General features: G+C 56.3%; 14 protein-coding genes. 10 read left to right on the top strand and 4 right to left on the bottom strand.

Going from position 1 to position 17,827, the window contains the following annotated elements; genetic code table 11:
• Positions 1-13: 13 nt before the first annotated feature.
• Together dnaN and dnaA are read right to left on the bottom strand one after the other, a co-directional pair.
• A complete protein-coding gene (gene dnaN, locus EII11_RS05755; RefSeq protein ID WP_124869971.1) occupies positions 14-1,150 on the bottom strand; it encodes a DNA polymerase III subunit beta in 1,137 nt (378 codons plus the stop codon).
• Positions 1,151-1,594: 444 nt separating this feature from the next.
• Entirely contained in the window at positions 1,595-3,178 is a 1,584-nt protein-coding gene (gene dnaA / locus EII11_RS05750; protein WP_420820444.1) for a chromosomal replication initiator protein DnaA, read from the bottom strand.
• 499 nt (positions 3,179-3,677) lie between these two features.
• On the opposite strand from dnaA, the gene rpmH reads away from it, so the two are divergent.
• From rpmH to EII11_RS05700, 10 genes are all read left to right on the top strand, one after another.
• Positions 3,678-3,815 carry a 50S ribosomal protein L34 gene (gene rpmH, locus EII11_RS05745; RefSeq protein ID WP_124869965.1) on the top strand — a complete coding sequence of 46 codons (138 nt, stop codon included), beginning with the start codon at positions 3,678-3,680 and terminating at the stop codon, positions 3,813-3,815.
• A gap of 15 nt (positions 3,816-3,830) precedes the next feature.
• Positions 3,831-4,229: a ribonuclease P protein component gene (gene rnpA, locus EII11_RS05740; RefSeq protein ID WP_124869962.1), complete on the top strand. Its 399-nt coding sequence runs from the start codon at positions 3,831-3,833 to the stop codon at positions 4,227-4,229.
• Complete coding sequence (gene yidD / locus EII11_RS05735) at positions 4,226-4,621, top strand: membrane protein insertion efficiency factor YidD (protein WP_124869957.1); 396 nt, start codon at positions 4,226-4,228, stop codon at positions 4,619-4,621. The genes rnpA and yidD overlap by 4 nt, the downstream gene beginning before the upstream one ends.
• Positions 4,622-4,661: 40 nt before the next feature.
• Positions 4,662-5,981, top strand: a complete 1,320-nt coding sequence (gene yidC / locus EII11_RS05730; protein ID WP_124869953.1) for a membrane protein insertase YidC — start codon at positions 4,662-4,664, stop codon at positions 5,979-5,981.
• Positions 5,982-6,022: 41 nt separating this feature from the next.
• Positions 6,023-6,556, top strand: coding sequence for a Jag family protein (locus EII11_RS05725; protein ID WP_124869950.1), 534 nt, complete (start codon positions 6,023-6,025; stop codon positions 6,554-6,556).
• Between the two features lie 2 nt (positions 6,557-6,558).
• Entirely contained in the window at positions 6,559-7,293 is a 735-nt protein-coding gene (gene rsmG / locus EII11_RS05720; RefSeq protein ID WP_124869947.1) for a 16S rRNA (guanine(527)-N(7))-methyltransferase RsmG, read from the top strand.
• A gap of 101 nt (positions 7,294-7,394) precedes the next feature.
• On the top strand, positions 7,395-8,276 hold the full coding sequence (locus EII11_RS05715; protein ID WP_124869944.1) for a ParA family protein: 882 nt from the start codon (positions 7,395-7,397) through the stop codon (positions 8,274-8,276).
• Between the two features lie 478 nt (positions 8,277-8,754).
• On the top strand, positions 8,755-10,224 hold the full coding sequence (locus tag EII11_RS10845) for a ParB/RepB/Spo0J family partition protein (RefSeq protein ID WP_240623075.1): 1,470 nt from the start codon (positions 8,755-8,757) through the stop codon (positions 10,222-10,224).
• A 691-nt stretch (positions 10,225-10,915) separates the two neighbouring features.
• The gene (locus EII11_RS05705) at positions 10,916-11,533 is read left to right on the top strand and encodes an HAD-IA family hydrolase (protein ID WP_124869941.1); all 618 of its coding nucleotides are present in this window, start codon (positions 10,916-10,918) and stop codon (positions 11,531-11,533) included.
• Between the two features lie 135 nt (positions 11,534-11,668).
• Complete coding sequence (locus EII11_RS05700) at positions 11,669-15,112, top strand: exo-alpha-sialidase (protein WP_165867079.1); 3,444 nt, start codon at positions 11,669-11,671, stop codon at positions 15,110-15,112.
• Between the two features lie 208 nt (positions 15,113-15,320).
• Here EII11_RS05700 and EII11_RS05695 read toward each other — a convergent pair whose 3' ends face one another.
• Together EII11_RS05695 and EII11_RS05690 are read right to left on the bottom strand one after the other, a co-directional pair.
• Positions 15,321-16,361 carry a D-alanine--D-alanine ligase family protein gene (locus EII11_RS05695; RefSeq protein ID WP_124869935.1) on the bottom strand — a complete coding sequence of 347 codons (1,041 nt, stop codon included), beginning with the start codon at positions 16,359-16,361 and terminating at the stop codon, positions 15,321-15,323.
• A gap of 40 nt (positions 16,362-16,401) precedes the next feature.
• On the bottom strand, positions 16,402-17,688 hold the full coding sequence (locus EII11_RS05690) for an aminotransferase-like domain-containing protein (protein WP_124869932.1): 1,287 nt from the start codon (positions 17,686-17,688) through the stop codon (positions 16,402-16,404).
• Positions 17,689-17,827 lie beyond the last annotated feature (139 nt).

The following is a 17,827-nucleotide window of genomic DNA, read 5'->3' as shown; positions in this document are numbered from 1 at the left end:
GCCTGCACATGGCTTAGACGCCGAAGCGAATAGGCATGAGCAGGTATTGGAAGTTCGTGATTTCGTCGCTGTCTTCCTTCTCCTGGCCTGTGAGTACGGCAGGCTTAGTGGAGTGGACGAAGCCAAAACGCACGTAATCAGCGTCGATGACAGACAGTCCTTCGATGAGGAATTGAGGATTGAAGGCTGTGGCAATGTCTTCACCGCTGAGCTGGGCTTCAATCACTTCAGAGGCCGAAGCATTCTCGCCCTGACCAGCCTCAAGAGTGACTTGCCCTTCGGAAAAGGCCAAACGAACTGAGGTTTTACGTTCTGCCACCAAAGACACGCGCTTGACCGACTCCAGCAGGCTTTGACGGTGACACACGGCAACGATTGGTGTTGATTCAGGCAGGAGACGACGAACAGCAGGGTAGTCGCCATCCATCAGGGTCGAGGTCGTGCGTCGGCCTCCAGCAGCGAAACCAATGAGGGAGGAGGTGCCCATCTTTGCTTCGTGGCTGACGCCCAATTCGACGGCACCACCCGATGTCATGGACTTAGCGACATCTTGAAGGATGCGTGCCTTGACAAGAGCTGCTTCCGAGTACGCCTCGTCACTGGGTTCCCAGCTCAATTCACGCACCGCCAAACGATAGCGGTCGGTTGCCAGGAGGGTCATTTTCGATCCCTCGATCTCCATGCGCACTGCAGTGAGGAGCGGCAAAGTGTCATCACGGGAGGCCGCAACAGACACTTGGTGAACGGCTTGAGCAAGAACGGCTGCGTCTACCCGGCCGCGCGCTTCAGGCTGTGCGGGCAGCAGAGGGTATTCATCCAAAGACATCACTGCCAAAGTGAAGTGAGACGATCCGCAGGTCAGGCTGACTTTTTGGCCATCAAGTTCGACGCGCACAGGACGATTAGGGAAAGACTTGGAGATATCGGCCAAAAGGCGGCCGGATACAAGAACTTCTCCGGGTTCTTCGACAGTTGCCGCCACTTCAGAGTTCGCGGATACCTCGTAATCGAAGGATGACAAGGTGAGGACATCATCGGCTGCACTCATACGCACACCGGCCAGAATCGGACTTGCAGGGCGGTTGGGAACGGCCCGTGCCGTCCATGAAACAGCCTCAGAAAGTACGTCGCGTGCGACGGTGAACTTCATGGATGTTCCTCCACTGTGAATTGCGGCAGTATCTTCCTAACTGTACCCGCATGCATGTCGATTCGTGTAGTCATGCGTTCGCAGCAAAAATTGACGGCCACTTTTAACGCCAAGAATGTCCTCCAATGGTGTGTCACTGAGGGAGGGGCCGCGCAGCATCTGTTCTGATTCCCTACCGAATGACAAGAATTTCTTGTAGTTCGTCATCATCATAGGGTCTGTGGATTCTGTGGAAAACAACAGTTTTCACCGAAAAATCAGGGCTTAGCGCCGTGGATGCTGCTGTGGGTAACTTCTGCATCAGCGTAGCGATCCTGTGAATGACAAAAAATCACAAGTTCGAGTATCCACACTCTGATCCTTGTCATCCACAGCTTGCGCTCACTCATCCACCCGCTAGTCACAGCGCCTGTGAATAGACAAAGCGCGCCAGCTTTTTACAGATCAGCCCGAGTTGCGCGCAGCCTGCTTGATACGGTTGGTCAGCTCGGTCACGTGCGTGTAGGTTTCTTTCTTATTGGGCATCTGCTGCTGAATCTTTTTATGCGCATGGATGACCGTTGTGTGGTCACGCCCACCGAACGCTTCGCCAATCTTGGGCAACGAAAGATCAGTAAGGTCACGGCACAGGTACATAGCGATCTGGCGGGCCTCAACGAGTGCGCGTGCACGTTCGCTGGAACACAGTTGTTCAACGGTGAAACCGAAGTAGTTTGCGGTTTGGGCCATGATGAGATTGGCGGTGATCTCTGAATCATTGGGGTCAGAGATGACATGCTTGAGAACAACGGCCGCTAGATCAGTGGTGATCTCTTGCTGACTAATCTGCGCGTAGGCTGTCACACGCAAGAGTGCGCCCTCAAGTTCGCGCACGTTGGCCGAGATGCGCGAGGCAATGTAGTCCAGCACATCGGGGTTGACCACAAGGTCTTCGGCCTGAGCTTTCTTTTGCAAAATCGCGATACGCGTTTCCAAGTCAGGAGCTTGAATATCGGCCATCAGACCCATGGCGAAGCGCGACCGCAAGCGATCCTCTATGCCTGAAAGTTTGGCGGGGGGCAGATCGGAGGTCATGACGATCTGCTTATTGAGGTTGTAGAGGGAATTGAAGGTGTGGAAGAACTCTTCCATCGTCTGCTCTTTGCCGCCAATGAATTGGATATCGTCAATGAGCAGCAGGTCAACCTGGCGGTAACGGCGTTGGAACTCTTCGATGTGGCCTTCACGAATGGAGTTAATGAAGTCGTTGGTGAACTCTTCAGAGTTCACATAACGAACCTTCAAATGTGGGTAGAGCGTCAGCGCATAGTGCCCAATGGCGTGGAGCAAGTGGGTTTTGCCCAGACCTGAATCGCCGTACATAAACAGAGGGTTGTAGTAGCCCTGGCCCGGGCTTTCAGCGACCTGGAAGGCGGTGGCGTGCGCGAAACGATTCGAGGGACCCATGACGAAGGTGTCAAAGGTGTACTTGGGGTTGAGATTGGTTGTATTGCGATCAATCGTCAAGCTGGTGACGTGCTCGCCACTGTCAGAACCAGGTAGAACCGCTGCGGAGGAATCTTGAAGGGCAGGAGGAACGGTCACAACGGGGACCTCGTCCGTTTCCGGCGACGAGGCCCCCGCCCCGTGGCCGGCCTCGTAAGAGGCCCCACCGTGGTGAGTGCCGACACTCGAGGTATTCGGAAGCGAAGGGTGGGGCAGAGCATGACTGGTATCACCGTGCGAGGCGGGACCCTCTGATGAACTATCTGCCGCATACGCGTGGCTTGTGTGGGGGGGATCGTCTGGCGTTTCGACAGGGGTGTCGGGAATGGACAGGGGATCAACCGTGAAGTGGATGCGAATTTCGCGCCCCATTAGTTCACTCAAGGTGGGAATGAGTGTGGCCAGTGCGTGGGTTTCAATACGGTTTTGAACGAAGGTGTCGGGGACTGCAACAAGAATGGTGCCTTCAATATTGGCCAGGGGCCGCGCGCGGCGCATGAGGCTAATGGTGGCAGGTCCGATTGTTTCGGCAAGAATCTCCAGGGAGTGGGCCCATGCCGCTGAGAGATTGTCTGAAACCACGATGAGCTCTCCTGCTGGTGTTGAAACGTAGTGAATTTGGCCACGAATTGATGCCCGTAGGGGCTGTGTTCACGCATATGCATACTATCGTGTCCACAAGTTTTCCACAGGCTGGGGACAAAGGTGTGTATACGGCATCAGCAAATCACAACGATGTAGTTACACAGGTGATGACAGTGAGCGCGCCAAAAGATGGGCATTGGCACTTTTGCAAGGATAAAGCGTTACGGACAGATTGTGGACTGCACTATCCACACCCTCATCCACACATGTGGATAACTCCTTGTGTTCACACGCCGACGTCTTTCATTGACCGAAACGCAAATGCCTCCTAGTCTTTTGGTTTGTCTGTGTTCCCCAGAGGACACATGTCGGCACTTGTCAGAACCTCTGAAAAGGCGTCGACACATCTGACCGATGAACGAGGGAAGTTCCCTCGTTCCCCCCGAGGAGTACTGTCGTGACCAAGCGGACTTTCCAGCCCAACAACCGTCGTCGTTCCAAGACGCACGGCTTCCGTCTGCGCATGAGCACCCGCGCCGGCCGCGCCATCATTGCGAGCCGTCGTCGCAAGGGTCGCGCACGCCTGTCCGCCTGAGACTGGCGCCGCGAGGTGTTGCCCCGCGCGCACCGCATGGTTGACCCGGCTGACTTCCGGACAACCTCCCGCCAGGGAGCGCGCGCCGGAACGCCGTTGGTGGTCGTGCATTGTCGAACCGACGAGGATCCCCACGGATGCCTCGTCGGTTTCGTCGTACCCAAGCGCGAAATCAAGCGTGCCACCGGACGCAACCGCGTCAAACGCCAACTTCGACACCTCATGCGCGAACGTCTCGCTCACATCCCCAGCGGAACCCACATCGTCATCCGCGCCAACGCAGCAGCCCTTGAATCCTCCTACGAGGAACTTGGGAATCAACTCGACAATGCGCTTGGACGCGCCCTTCGTAAATGTCGCACCCGCCGGTCGACATCGCTGCCACAACAGGCTGACAATGGGGCACGGCAATGACCTTTACTCAGATAGTGCGACGTTCATTGCGGGGGGCAGTCATCCTTCCCGTGCGCCTGTACCAACGCTTCATCTCTCCGATGATGCCTCCGAGTTGCCGCTACGCGCCGACCTGCTCGAACTATGCAATCGAAGCACTGAGCGTCCACGGCATCATCAAAGGGACTATCTTGTCCCTATGGCGTCTGTTGCGCTGCAACCCGTGGTCCCACGGGGGAGTGGATCACGTTCCCCAGCCAGGACGATGGAAACCAGAGCCGTGGATTCCGCCAGAGGATTGGGTAGGACACCACAGCGGGGAGTCATACATCCCCATGGGATTGGAGGCCGATCCCACACAGGTCGACGACACCGACCTCACACCAACACACTTACGGCGCACGCCGGAATGACCACGGAGAAGACCTCTCCGACCAAACTGAGGAGTCACGAATGTTTGATTTGATCCTTCACCCCTTCGCGGTGGCCATCACCTGGGTGTGGGTCATGATTCACCGCGGCCTGGTTGCTATCGGCTTTTCCGGTGGTTCCGGTGTTGCCTGGGTAATCTCCATCATCCTGGTGACCATTGTTGTTCGTATCCTCATCATTCCGCTCTTCCTCAAGCAAATTAAGAGCTCGCGAGGCATGCAGGCCATCCAACCTGAAATGAAGAAGATTCAGGAAAAGTATCGCGGTAAGACAGACCCTCTTTCCCGCCAGAAGATGGCCGAAGAAACTCAGAGCCTCTACAAGAAGCACGGGACCAGCCCCTTCGCCTCCTGCCTTCCGGTTTTGGTCCAAATGCCCATCCTCTTTGGCATGTACCAGGCCTTCATCGCCGTTAAACTCATCGCCGACGGTGTCTACACCTACCGAGGCGAAGCCGCTGAAAGTCTTGGCCCCATCGACCAGACCCTCGCCAAGGAAATCGACGGCTCAACTGTGATGGGTGTCCAACTGTCCAACACCATCGGATCCACCTCGGATGTCCTTGGTATTGCCACCTTCATCGTCCTTATCGCCACGATGGTGACATTGCAGTTCCTTTCCATGCGCATGATGCTCGTGCGTAATATGCCCCCGGTTGATGATCCCAACAACCCCATGGTGCGCTCCCAAAAGCTCATGATGTACATGATGCCCGCCATGTTCATTGCAACGGGCTTCGTGTTCCAGATGGGTCTGCTCGTGTACATGGTGACGGGCACCGTGTGGGCCCTCGCCCAGCAACTGTGGACCTTGCACTACATGCCCACCCCCGGCTCTCCCGCCTACCTGGATCTTGTTGCCAAGCGTCAAAGCCGCTACCAGTCGTGGGCTAAGGAGTTCTTCACCACCTACGATGCCGAGCGCACCGCTGTGTCCGGGGATACTTCCGCCGTGGAAGAACTCAACGCACGTACCCGTCAGACCTTGGTTGCTCGCGGCAAGTCTGCAAAGATCGCCTCAGATTTCCCTGCAGAGCTCTCCGATGGTGAAGTCATCACCATCTACCGCAACCTCGCTCACCAGGAATGGACGACCCTGCCCGATGAACTGTGGATGCGCGGGGTAAAGCGACAGACAGAACGTAACCTTGAGCGACGTGCGCAACAGGGCTCACGCCGCGAGCAGCCTCGTCGTCAGAGTAAGGCCCAACGCAAGGCAGCAGCCGAACATCACAGCGACAGTGGCGACGCGACAAACCCTGCAGGCCTTTCGCCAGAAGAACTTGAACGCCGCCGTCAAGCACGACGCAAGGCCCAACGCGATAAGAAAAAGGGCCGCTGAGCCCCCCAGAACCGACAACCCACAAGTGATGAGGAATACCGATGACAGAGAGCGAAAAGGAACGCCTGGCTCACCTTGAAGAAGAAGGGGAGATTGCAGCGGACTACCTTGAAGAACTCCTCGACATTGCCGACTTTGACGGCGATATCGAAATCGATGTTGAAAATGGTCGCGCCAGCGTCGAAATTGTGGCCGATGATCCAGAGGGGCTGGCCCGTCTCGTCGGTGACGAGGGCGAGGTGCTTGATGCCCTTCAGGAGCTCACCCGTCTGGCCGTTCAGTCAGAAACGGGCGAACGTTCCCGCCTGATGCTTGACATTGCCGGATTCCGGGCCGGTCGCAAGGCAGAACTCCAGGCTATTACCGAAGAGGCAATCTCGCGCCTGCGTGCTACCGGAGAACCGCAGCGTTTGGAGGCAATGAACCCCTTTGAACGCAAGGTATGCCATGACGTTGTTGCGGCAGCCGGCCTCGTGTCCGAATCTGAGGGCGTCGAACCCCATCGTTTTGTCGTTATTCTTCCTGCGGACACCGCTGGAGACGATAACGAGGATGGAAGCGACGCAGAAGAGTGAGCATGCACCACCACGCTCATGACTCCACAGGCACTGAGGGTTCAGGATGTCAGGGTCACTGTGCCAATCCCACGGCTTACCCTGACGGCGCTCCTGAACTCCCAGAAGTTCTGACTTTCGAGCAGCCCACTGATGCGGTGCGTGAGTTCTTCGGTTTGTCCTTTGGGCAGATGGAAGCTTTCGCCCACATGCTTGAAGAAGAAGGCGAACTACGCGGACTCATTGGTCCACGTGAGCTGCCGCGCTTGTGGTCGCGCCATCTGGTGAACTCCGCTGCGGTACTTGATTTCCTGCCCCGGCAGGCGCAGGTGCTTGATATTGGTTCGGGTGCGGGCTTCCCAGGTATCGTGATCGCGATTGCGCGTCCCGAGTTGGATGTCCACTTGGCTGAACCTATGCAGCGCCGCTGCGAGTGGCTAGCTGATGTTGTCGACGAGCTGGGCTTGGATAATGTCACTATTCACCAGGCCAGGGCCGAAGAGCTACGTGGCAAGGGGAAGGCAGATGTCGTCACCTCACGGGCAGTGGCAAATATGAGCAAACTTGTGCGTATGACATCGAAGCTGATTGCGCCGGGAGGCTCTTTGGTGGCTTTGAAGGGGCGTCGGGCTGAGGCCGAGGTTACGGAGGCTGCTGGCGAATTGAAGCGTCATCATCTGAAGGCTGAGGTTCACGAAGTCCCCTCAATAATGGAAGAAGAATCAACATTCGTTGTCGTCTGTCGACGCATCAAGTGAGTGTGCGCTTCACACGACGCAGGGCGAGGTCGTCACCTAGAGGATGACCTCGCTTCTGCTCTAAAGTGGTGGGTAGATACGGTTTTCTAAGGTAGGTAGCAATGGGCACGTCAACAGGAGGCACGCCTCTTTCCGCTCAGCTTGAGCGTAATTTGGCTGATCAGCGCATGTTAGATCAGGCTCAGTTCCTACGACCAGCATCACCTGTGGTTATGACGATTGCCAATCAAAAAGGCGGCGTTGGTAAAACAACTACCGTCGTTAATGTGGCAGTCGCCCTGGCCAATGGCGGCCTTAATGTTGTTGTCATTGACGCCGACGCGCAGGGCAATGCCTCCTCTGCACTTGGCATCGTTCACTCTGCAGGGACTCTATCTACCTACGATGTCATTATCGGCAACACGCCCCTTGTCGACACCTTGCAGCGCTGCCCCGATAGCGAACGACTCTTGGTTTGCCCAGCGACGATTGACCTCTCGGGCGCTGAGATTGAGATCGTCGATCTTGAACGACGCGAGTACCTTCTTGCAGATGCCGTTTCCTCTTTTGTTGCTGATCATCAAGAGGTCGATATTGTCCTCATTGACTGCCCCCCATCTCTGGGTCTGGTCACCCTCAATGCTCTGGTTGCCAGCGATCAGGTGATGATTCCCATTCAGACTGAGTACTACGCCCTTGAAGGTCTGACACAGCTATGGAAGACAATCGAACGTATTAAGGCTGCACTGAATCCACGCCTTTTCGTGTCGACGATGCTGTTGACCATGGTTGACCGTCGCACGAAGCTATCCGAAGAGGTCGAGGCCGAGGTTCGTGAGCATTTCCCCACACAGACTTTAGAAACGGTGATTCCGCGCTCTGTGCGTGTTTCTGAAGCGCCATCCTACGGCCAAAGCGTTGTTTCCTATGATCCTCGTTCAGCAGGAGCCTTGGCCTATCGCAAAGCAGCCTTGGAGCTCAGTCAACGGCTTGCCGCGCAATAGACTGCCTTGAGGACGAGCAGGGGAGAGACGTGCCGCCCCTTGTTCCGTGCGGTACGACGCGTGTTCTAGTGCACTAGATGGCTTGGATCATCTGGGGTGATCCTTGTGTGGTTTTCTGCTTCCGCTACGTTTGTCGCCTTCGGATTCTTCAGCCTTCGATTTGACTGGCATAGGTTGTATTGTTTCTGCCTTCGCTGTGGCCTCACTTTGTGGCGTGCACCCTTCGAAAAATTATCTGCAACGCCCGCATCAACGCATGGGCTTCGCCATCTGTAGTGGTGTACGGACATCTTGTTCGGAGCATCTTTGCCGTTGTTTCCAGCCTCTTCCTGTCAGTTGAATGCCCACGCTCTTCGATTGCGCGTTAGACTAAGTACCTACGATGAGTTGGTCGCGCTAGCTGTTCGCAACGGATGGCCTGAGTTCTCCTGGCAACGGATAGTTGGCGATTGCACCGCATTCGAGAAAAGGACATGACATGGCCGATGGTCGCTCGACGCCTCAGGGCACATCTTCTTCCCGCCCTCGACGTGGGCTGGGTAATGGTCTGGGCTCTTTGATTCCCGATGCTGCACCAGCCTCTCCCGCTGAAGGTGCGCGGCCTCTTGATGTTCTTTTCCCTGAGTCCGCATCGGCACAGTCATCTCGTGCGCGCGGTGGTTCAGCTCGTGAGCTTTTACAGCCGCGACGTTCAGCTAAGTCTGGGAAGAGTGTTTCACGTGAAACATCTGCTGATACAAAGGCGTCGCGCCGTCGAGGAAAGGCTGCGGCGAGCCCTCTAGTGGAGGAAGATCGTCAGAGGGAAATGGTCTCCGAGTCGGCGAACTCTGGTGTGATTGCAGCACAGCCTAGTGATTCCAAAGTAAAGGCATCCGTGCGTGATGGCAGTGTTTCACGTGAAACATTGTCGGGCGGGGAAAATGCTTCTGTGAAGGCAGGGACGGCCTCTGTAGCTTCAATAGAGGCCAATGGTGCGGAGCAGAGTTCAGGCGGTGCTGCCCAACAAGGACGTGTGACAAGCAATGTGCTCGACGCCATTATGGGAACAGGTCCTGGTGTTTCACGTGAAACATCTGACGATGAGCCGGAGCTTATGGCCGTACCCGGAGCGAGCTTCGCCGTGCTTCGGGTAGAGGAGATCATCCCGAACTCCCGTCAGCCGCGTGAAGTCTTTGATGAGGACGAGCTGGCAGAACTTGCCGCATCGATCACCGAAGTCGGTGTACTTCAACCTATCGTCGTCCGGCCAATTAAGCCGACGGATGAACCCACCGAAGCGTTGCGCGCGCTATTAGAGGCAAAGCCAGAAGCTCGTTATGAGCTGATCATGGGTGAGCGTCGGCTTCGTGCATCCGAACTAGCCGGCAATAGCACTGTGCCGGCGATTATTCGCGATACAGAAGATGATGATCTCCTGCGAGATGCCCTCTTGGAGAACCTTCACCGAGTACAGCTAAATGCCCTGGAAGAGGCGTCAGCTTATCAGCAGCTCATGGCTGATTTCGGTGCCACACAGGAGGAACTGTCGAAGCGTATTGCACGCTCTCGTCCGCAGATTGCTAACACCCTTCGTTTGTTGAAGCTGCCACCGGCGGTGCAGCGCAAGCTCGCAGGAGGCTCAATCAGTGCCGGACATGCGCGTGCACTACTTGGCCTACAGGAAGCAGCCGACATGGAGCGGCTAGCCGAGCGTATCGTGGCCGAAGGACTCTCTGTTCGCACGACTGAGGAACTCGTGCGTCTCGGCTTACCGCGACGTCCCGTAACACCAACACAACCGCGCACAAAGACAATCTCCCCACTAGGGGAGAGGCTTGTGTCAACACTTTCAGATGCTTACGACACACGCGTGACAATCTCCGAAGGTCGGCGCAAAGGAAAAATTGTCATTGAGTTCGCAGGTACAGAGGACCTCGAACGCATCGCGGCACTGCTCATGAAGGAATAGTCACTCTGAGGTTCTCGCTCAGTAATCATGGGACGTGGCGGTAGATTTAACTATCTCTCGCCACAATCTGACTGCAGGTGTAATGCCGTGCTCTAAGCGTTGGGTACTTCCATCCCAATTACTTTGTTGATACAGGCCCGCCTACATCATGGGTGCTGGGAACACCTCCTTTACCGACCGCTTGATGAAATCGTGTAAGACACCGATGTCGAAGTCCTTGTCGATGAGTCTTCGATAATGTGCGAGGCGAACATTTGTCTGGCCTTTAGCGGCGCATTGCTCAAGACGGCGCCACGCTCGCGCACCAAGAGTTCTTATGACTACGCGCAATGCGTATCCTCTACCGATGCGTGTGAAATGTCGGGCGCCAGAGACGCGGCGTGTCGCCATCAAGAGGTGGACCGACGTCGTTTCACGTGAAACATTATCGGAGCGAACTGCCCAATCGTCAGACAACTGACAAAAAAGCATCGAAACTCAGGCCTTTGGACTCAGGTAGAGGATAAGAAAGTCTGTCCGTGCCGAAAAAGAGCCTTGAGGAACGGTGACAAGTATCTCCCTTCTGTCCACAGCACCTCCTCAGCCACAAGAAAACGGCAAAATGGAAGATGCGCAGGCACTATTGTCGCCACAGCACACCCAAGGCGGTGTTCTTCGGTGGTGACAAGAGCCTTCAGAAAGGGAGATCCCCATGACGACTTTTACTGGTATCCATACGGTCTACTTCGACATCACCGGAGTGCTTGTGACTGAAAGACCCGATCCTGAAGAGATTTGTCGCCTTCTCTCCCTCGATTGCACCGATCCTGTCATCGTCTCGCTTGTGGATCATGCCATCTGGGCACACCGAGATGAACATGATGCTGGGGGCAGTGACTCTACGTTCTGGAATGCGGTTGCAGGAGACTGTGGTAACGCAGAACTTAGCAGTGCACAGATTGATGCCCTTGTCGAAGCCGATGTGCGTCGTATGCTCAGCCCCAATGAGCGGGCACTGAACTGGGTTGATCAAGCGCTTGGGGCCGGATGTACGGTTGGGGTGCTCGCTAATGCTCCCGCCTGTGTGGCACAGGCTTTACGGAATGCTCCGTGGGCCAAAGAGCGCTTTACCCACTTCATCATCTCAGGAGAATGTGGTCAACGAAAGCCTCAATCGACGATCTACCGTTTAGCTGCGCAGGCGGCCGAAAGAGAACCCGAGGAAATTCTCTTTATCGACGACCGTGAAAAACATCTGCGGGGTGCGCAATATCTTGGAATGAAAACAATGCTATGGAGCGAAAAAGAAAATAAATCAAGAGCTGAATAGAGCTGGTACATTTCTATAAATCCAGTTAATTCCCAGTATAATATCTCGAAATTATCAGATAATAAGGTTGTCTGACAAGTAGAGTGGGGTAGTGCGCAAACGCGCATGATGTCAACGTTGCCATCTGGAGACACAATGAATACCCCTCAACGCCGCGCGCGGAAAATCCTTCCAAGCGCGACACTGACACTGGCACTGCTACTGGGAATGAGCGGACATGCGCATGCTCTTCCCGTTCATATAGAAGCAGATGAGCCGTTATCCAACACATCGACAAGCCAGCCGGGAACACCGTCGGAAAACGCATCCACTGACGTCACCGTAAAGGCTGAAGAAAATGATGTCGAATTAGCGTCAGGAAATCCGCAGGGGGTGATTGAGAAGCCTGAAAAACTCACAGAACCCGCTGCGGCAGAAAACGCTGTCGACGACACGCCACCTATCCCAGTACAAAACGACGATCCGCTCCACGCCTTTGCAAGCATCACCATGGAACGTTTTGATGCAAATAAAGACGACGATAGCGTCTACGTTGGCGATATCGTGGAATGGGATATTACCTACACGAATAAAACAACAAGCGACACTCTCAGCTTCCATCCCGTCCGTGCCACTATCGAGAACACCGCAATCTCAGGAGGCCGTGGATTCTGCCGGTGGGGTAGCCTCAAGCCCGGTCAAAGCGCGCACTGCCGCGGGAACAACCTCGCATTCCTACGAATCACACAGGCCCACATTGGTCAAACCATTACGCCCGAAGTAACTTTCACGGTGAAAAAGGGTGACGAGGTCATTGCCGAGAACTACGTTGTACGTGGAACCCCCTTCACCGTCAAAGAAGGACAACGCCGAGATCCCAGTGAGGTACCAACGCCCCGCGTGGATGGCCAGGCCATCGAACTTGCACGGCACAATAAGGCAGGATTCTCCTGCTACAGGATTCCAGCGCTGACAACCGCACCCAATGGTGATCTTCTTGCAGCCTGGGACGGGCGACCCGACAACTGTAACGATGCCCCTAATCCGAACTCTATTGTTCAACGCATCTCGCGAGATGGCGGACAGTCATGGTCCGCCCCCGTTGTCATCGCACAAGGCGTGAAGGGCCATGCCAAGTACGGCTATTCGGATCCTTCCTACGTGGTAGACCGCGAGGCCAACAAGATCTTCATGTTCTTCGTGAAGTCCTACGACCAAAGCTACTTCGGATCGCGCCCGGGTACCGACGAAAACCAACGCAACGTTCTCCACGCCGCAGTCATGGAATCGAGCGACAACGGTGTCACCTGGGGCCCTATCAGAACCATTACCGCAGACATCACCCCTGATCTGGTCAATATGCGTTCACGTTTTGCTGCCTCTGGTGAAGGTATCCAATTGCGCCACCCCAGCCACAAGGGACGCCTCATCCAGCAATTCACGTACGCCGTCACCCGACCGGGCGCATCTGAGGAATGGAAAGCAGTCTCTGTCTACTCTGATGACCATGGCCAGACGTGGAAGGCGGGCGTGCCCGTTGGCGCAGGAATGGATGAAAACAAGGTCGTGGAACTCTCCGACGGAACCGTGATGCTCAACTCCCGCGCATCCGGCGGGGGAGCACCGGGCGTGAAGGCCCGCAGAGTCACCTACTCGCGCGACGGTGGCCACAGCTACGGAGAGGTCACTATCCGCCATGACCTCGTCGATCAGAACAACAATGCTGGGCTCACCCGCGCATTCCCTGACGTTCCTGCCGATGACTGGCGTGCAAAGGTCATCATCTTCACGAACACCGCCAATGCTTCCGCACGTAACAATGGCACCGCGAAAGTCTCCTATGACGATGGCAAGACTTGGGCTATCGCTAAGGAGTTCTACACGGAGCACACCGGCTACTCAACGATCACACCGCTGTTGGCCGAGGATGGAACGCACAACTCCGGCAAGTACGGCATCCTTTTTGAAAAGGATGGCACGGGGATCAGCTACATGCAGATCTCGGCAGAATGGCTAGGACTGTACCGCGCGTTCCCCTCAGGCGAGGACCGCGACGTCAAACGCGGAGGCAATATCGTCACCTTCAATGTGGAAAACCGTGGAACATCCACTCTTGAGGGAGCCACTCTCACAGCTGTCCTGCCTGCCGGATGGAAGCTCGCGCAGAGCCCAAGCACCCCCATTGACCAGGCTGACGCGACGGCGAGCGAAGGACGGGTCAACCTCGCCCTACCGGCTTCCATCCCAGCAGGTGAAAAAGCGGCAATTTCTGCCAAGATCCTTGTTCCGGCCGACCAGGATGCCGGTAGCGTGCCCATTCCACTGACCTTGACCAGTGCAGACACCACCACGAATGGCACGGTCACGCTGACAGTGGTCATGGATGAGAGCAAGGGCGAAAAGAACGCCATGTGCCAGGCAGGGGTTGCCATCACCAATAATCCCCCCTCAGAAACACGCAACGAGGCTACCAACTACACCAATATGCTTGACGGCAACCTCGCGACCTTCTGGCATACGCCCTGGGGGGAGCGCCATGTGCCCATTGATGTTGAGTTCAGCCTGACGCGCAGTGAGTCCCTCACGGACCTCATTTTGACCAACCGCGCAGATTCGAAGAACGGACGTATCCGCGAGGCCGAACTCAGCCTCCTGACTAATGGCGAGGCTCATCCCGTAGCGACCATTGCCGAGATGGGACTGACAACGCGCATTAACCTCGCCCCTGTCGTTGAACGAGTAGCGATCGGTGAAAAGGCCACACTGCGTCTGCACATTACCGGCACTGATGCCGAGTCCACCGCACAGCGTAACACCTTCGCTTCGCTGGCGGAACTGTGCGTGCGTGAGGTCTACCCCTCACGCGATCTTCACGATGAGATTCCGGCAACACCCCTTCAGCCGTCAACGCCTATCACCCCGCAGGAGCCGCCGGCCCCAGAGCCGCCTGCGCAAGAGCCTCCTTCACAGGAGCCTCCTGCATCGCCGTCCTACGCACAGGGGAGTGAGGTGCGAATCGTGCTCAAGGGCTTCACGCCCACAAGTCAGGTGACCTTCGAAGTGCACTCTGACCCCCTGATCATCGGCACGACGACCGCGAATGACGAGGGGGTCGCCGAGATTACCTGGACCATTCCGACAACCTTCCCTGCTGGCGCACACACGATCGTTGCCCGCGATACGACGGGTAAGGAAGTCCGCCAACCCATCGTCATTACCGGCACGAATGATTCGGCAAATCCGCCAACGCACCCAGGCACTCCACATATTCCAGGCGGTAATGGCACGCCTCAACCTCCACAGAAGCCCGGTGACCAGAACACTGATTCGACAACTCCGGGATCAGATGGCGGCGATGCCAAGAAGCCAGGAGCAGACAATGGGGAACCCAAGAAGCCGGGTACACAGGGTGGTGAGACGAAGAAGCCTGGTGAAACAGGCAAGAAGGTCACGTCACCTACAGCGAAGGATCACACGACGTCCACTGGTTCGCACACTGCCTTGGCACGCACCGGCGCATCCACCCTTATGGCCGGAGTACTCGTCGTCGTACTCAGCGCCTGTGGCACGGGTGTGTACCTGATGAGACGCCGGTACTGAGAAGGCGATGACACAGCCAGCACGCATGGGATGAACATGCTGGACAATGCCGGGTAGATCAATCGCCCGGTGTTGGCAGCGCACAGTGTTAGCGCCGCATGGTGTTGACAGCGCATAGTGGTGGGTCCTTCAGATGCGAACAGCATCTGAAGGACCCACCACCATTGTCAAAGCACTGAGGAGCACCGCAAGGCGCGCTGAAAAGGATTTAGACCTCGATCTCCGAAGCGTCATCTGCAGCAATTCCGTCTGCGTCGATGATCTTGGTGCCTGCGTCCTCTAGCTCCTGAGGATCGCTCAACGGGCGACCTTGAGCGACAAAATGCACGATCTCAGAACAGACATCAGGGAATGAACCCGCAGCCTCGGCCGCCTGAGGCAGCAAAGACGTATCTGTCATACCCGGGCACACATTAGCGTCAATGAACCAGCAGGTACCATCTTCGCTCACCACGAAATCAATACGCGAAAGATCACGCAAACCCAAAATACGGTGAACATCCATCGCGGCCAACTGAACCTCGGCGATAACCTCGTCAGAAAGACGGGCCGGAACAAAGTATTCGGTCTCGTCAGTGGTGTAGCGCGCGTCGTAGTCGTACTCGCCAGAATCAGTAGAGATCTCCACCGGAGGCAACGCCACCACGCCATCACCCAAATCAAGCACCGACACGGCCACATCACGACCAGCGACAAACTCTTCAATCATGACGCGCTCACCGTAAGCGAAGGCATCAACCATTGCGGCACGAAGTTGCGCAAAATCCTCCGCCTTCGAAATCCCCAGCGCCGAACCGCCGTCAGCAGGCTTAATGACCACGGGGAAGTGGATGGCACCCTCAAGGGCCCCCAGCACCTGGCTCGCTCCAAGTTGACGGAAGAAAAGCTGGGGGAGGGACATCCAGCCGGGAGTATCAAAGCCTGAAGAGGCCACCAGGCCCTTAGCAGTGGGCTTATTAGATGCCATCATCGCCTGGACAGAACCCGTGCCAACGAAGGGAATGTCCAGCGTCTCCAGGAGGGCCTGCAGGGAGCCATCCTCACCCACAGAACCATGAACGAGAGGCCAGATGACATCGGGGGCAAACTCTTCGATCGAGGCAAGCAGTGCAGAATCAAGATCGCACACACGTACCTCGTGGCCGAGCTGGGTCAGAGCATTGGCCACGCGGCGTCCTGAACGCAGGGAAACCTCGCGTTCGTGGGTGAGGCCACCGGCGATAATGAGAACCTTAGGAATGTCAGCCATTGTCATCTCCACAGTATATTCGCAGGTCAAAAGTGTTTGATTAGTTATCGTGGTGGAAGCCCGCGCCGAACATATCCACCAGTTCCTTCTCTGCCTTCACCACCGTGGACAGGCGGCGAACGCCCTCGCGAATATCCTCCGGCGTGGGGTAGCAGAAGGACAAACGCAGATGATTCGCCCCGCGACCGTCATAGTAGAAGGCCGTCCCTGACACGTACGCGACTTGAGCGCGCACTGCGCGAGGCAACATGGACTTTGCATCCAAACCCTCCGGCAGAGTCACCCAGGTATAGAAGCCACCCTGAGGTGTCGTCCACGTGCACTCGGGCAGATACTCGTCCAAGGCGCCCAAAATCGCGTCGCAACGCTCCTTGTACATGGAACGGAAGGACTTGACCTGGCTGTACCAGTCATAGTCAGTCAGGTACTGCGCAATCGACATCTGACCGATCATTGAGGGTGAGAGGATCGCAGCCTCGGAGGCAAGAATAAGCTTGTCACGGATCGCATGAGGGGCATAGGCCCACCCAATACGGTAACCAGGGGCAAACATCTTGGAAAAAGACCCCAGGTACACGACGCCCTCAGGGCTGTAGGACTTCAGTGCCGGCAGAGGGTCGGCATCAAAACCCAACAAACCGTAAGGGTTGTCCTCAAGGATGAGGATATTTTCGCGGCGGCAGATCTCGGCAATGAGTGGACGACGTTCAGCCGAAAGAGTCACGCCAGCGGGATTGTGATAGTTCGGGATCGTGTAGAGCAGCTTAATGGTGCGACCCTCAGCACGCACCCGAGCAATAGTCTCTTCCAAGGCCTGAGGAATCATGCCGTCAGCGTCCATATCAATGTGGACAACATGAGCCTGTTGAGCGCGGAATACACCCAAGGCACCAACATAGGTGGGGGATTCAGCCAGGACGACATCGCCTGGATCGACGAAAAGTTGGGTCATTAGGTCGAGGGCCTGCTGGGAGCCGGTGGTCACCACCACGTCGTCGGGGTCGCCCCCAACAATGCCGTCATAGGTCATGACGTGACAGATCTGCTCGCGGAGCACCGCCCATCCTTGCCCCGAGCCATACTGCATTGCCTGCGCGCCGTGATTGGCAATGAGACTCTTGGCGGATTCGGCCAAAGCGTCGAGAGGAAGATCCTTCAGGTTGGGCATACCGCCGGCCAAAGACACCACTTCGGGTCGCGACACGACGGAGAAGAGCGCGCGGATCTCGGAGGCTCGCAGGTTGTGCGCTCGCTCGGCGTAGGCGCCAAACCATGGATCAAGACGAGTTCCTTGCGTGTCACCCGAAAGGCGATGCTCTCCGCTCACGGGACCTTCCTTACATTGAGAGATAGACGGCCTCGTGGGATACGAGGCTAAACCAAGTGTGCCACTGTCGGGCTCTGAAAGCGATCAGAGCCAAACAGTGGCGACACTTGAGGATGCGTTAATGAGTGAAAACGCCCGT

Source organism: Schaalia canis, assembly GCF_003858455.1.
GTDB classification, from domain to species: Bacteria; Actinomycetota; Actinomycetes; order Actinomycetales; family Actinomycetaceae; genus Pauljensenia; species Pauljensenia canis.
The sequence above is the reverse complement of the archived record's forward strand: the minus strand, read 5'-3'. Positions and strand labels throughout refer to the sequence as shown.

Excerpts from the sequence above, each read along its gene's own strand:
- EII11_RS05705 (WP_124869941.1), top strand. The coding sequence starts at position 10,916 with ATGACGACTTTTACTGGTATCCATACGGTCTACTTCGACATCACCGGA.
- rsmG (WP_124869947.1), top strand. The coding sequence starts at position 6,559 with ATGCACCACCACGCTCATGACTCCACAGGCACTGAGGGTTCAGGATGT.
- EII11_RS05700 (WP_165867079.1), top strand. The coding sequence starts at position 11,669 with ATGAATACCCCTCAACGCCGCGCGCGGAAAATCCTTCCAAGCGCGACA.
- yidC (WP_124869953.1), top strand. The coding sequence starts at position 4,662 with ATGTTTGATTTGATCCTTCACCCCTTCGCGGTGGCCATCACCTGGGTG.
- EII11_RS05725 (WP_124869950.1), top strand. The coding sequence starts at position 6,023 with ATGACAGAGAGCGAAAAGGAACGCCTGGCTCACCTTGAAGAAGAAGGG.
- EII11_RS05715 (WP_124869944.1), top strand. The coding sequence starts at position 7,395 with ATGGGCACGTCAACAGGAGGCACGCCTCTTTCCGCTCAGCTTGAGCGT.
- yidD (WP_124869957.1), top strand. The coding sequence starts at position 4,226 with ATGACCTTTACTCAGATAGTGCGACGTTCATTGCGGGGGGCAGTCATC.
- EII11_RS05695 (WP_124869935.1), bottom strand. The coding sequence starts at position 16,361 with ATGGCTGACATTCCTAAGGTTCTCATTATCGCCGGTGGCCTCACCCAC.
- dnaN (WP_124869971.1), bottom strand. The coding sequence starts at position 1,150 with ATGAAGTTCACCGTCGCACGCGACGTACTTTCTGAGGCTGTTTCATGG.
- EII11_RS10845 (WP_240623075.1), top strand. The coding sequence starts at position 8,755 with ATGGCCGATGGTCGCTCGACGCCTCAGGGCACATCTTCTTCCCGCCCT.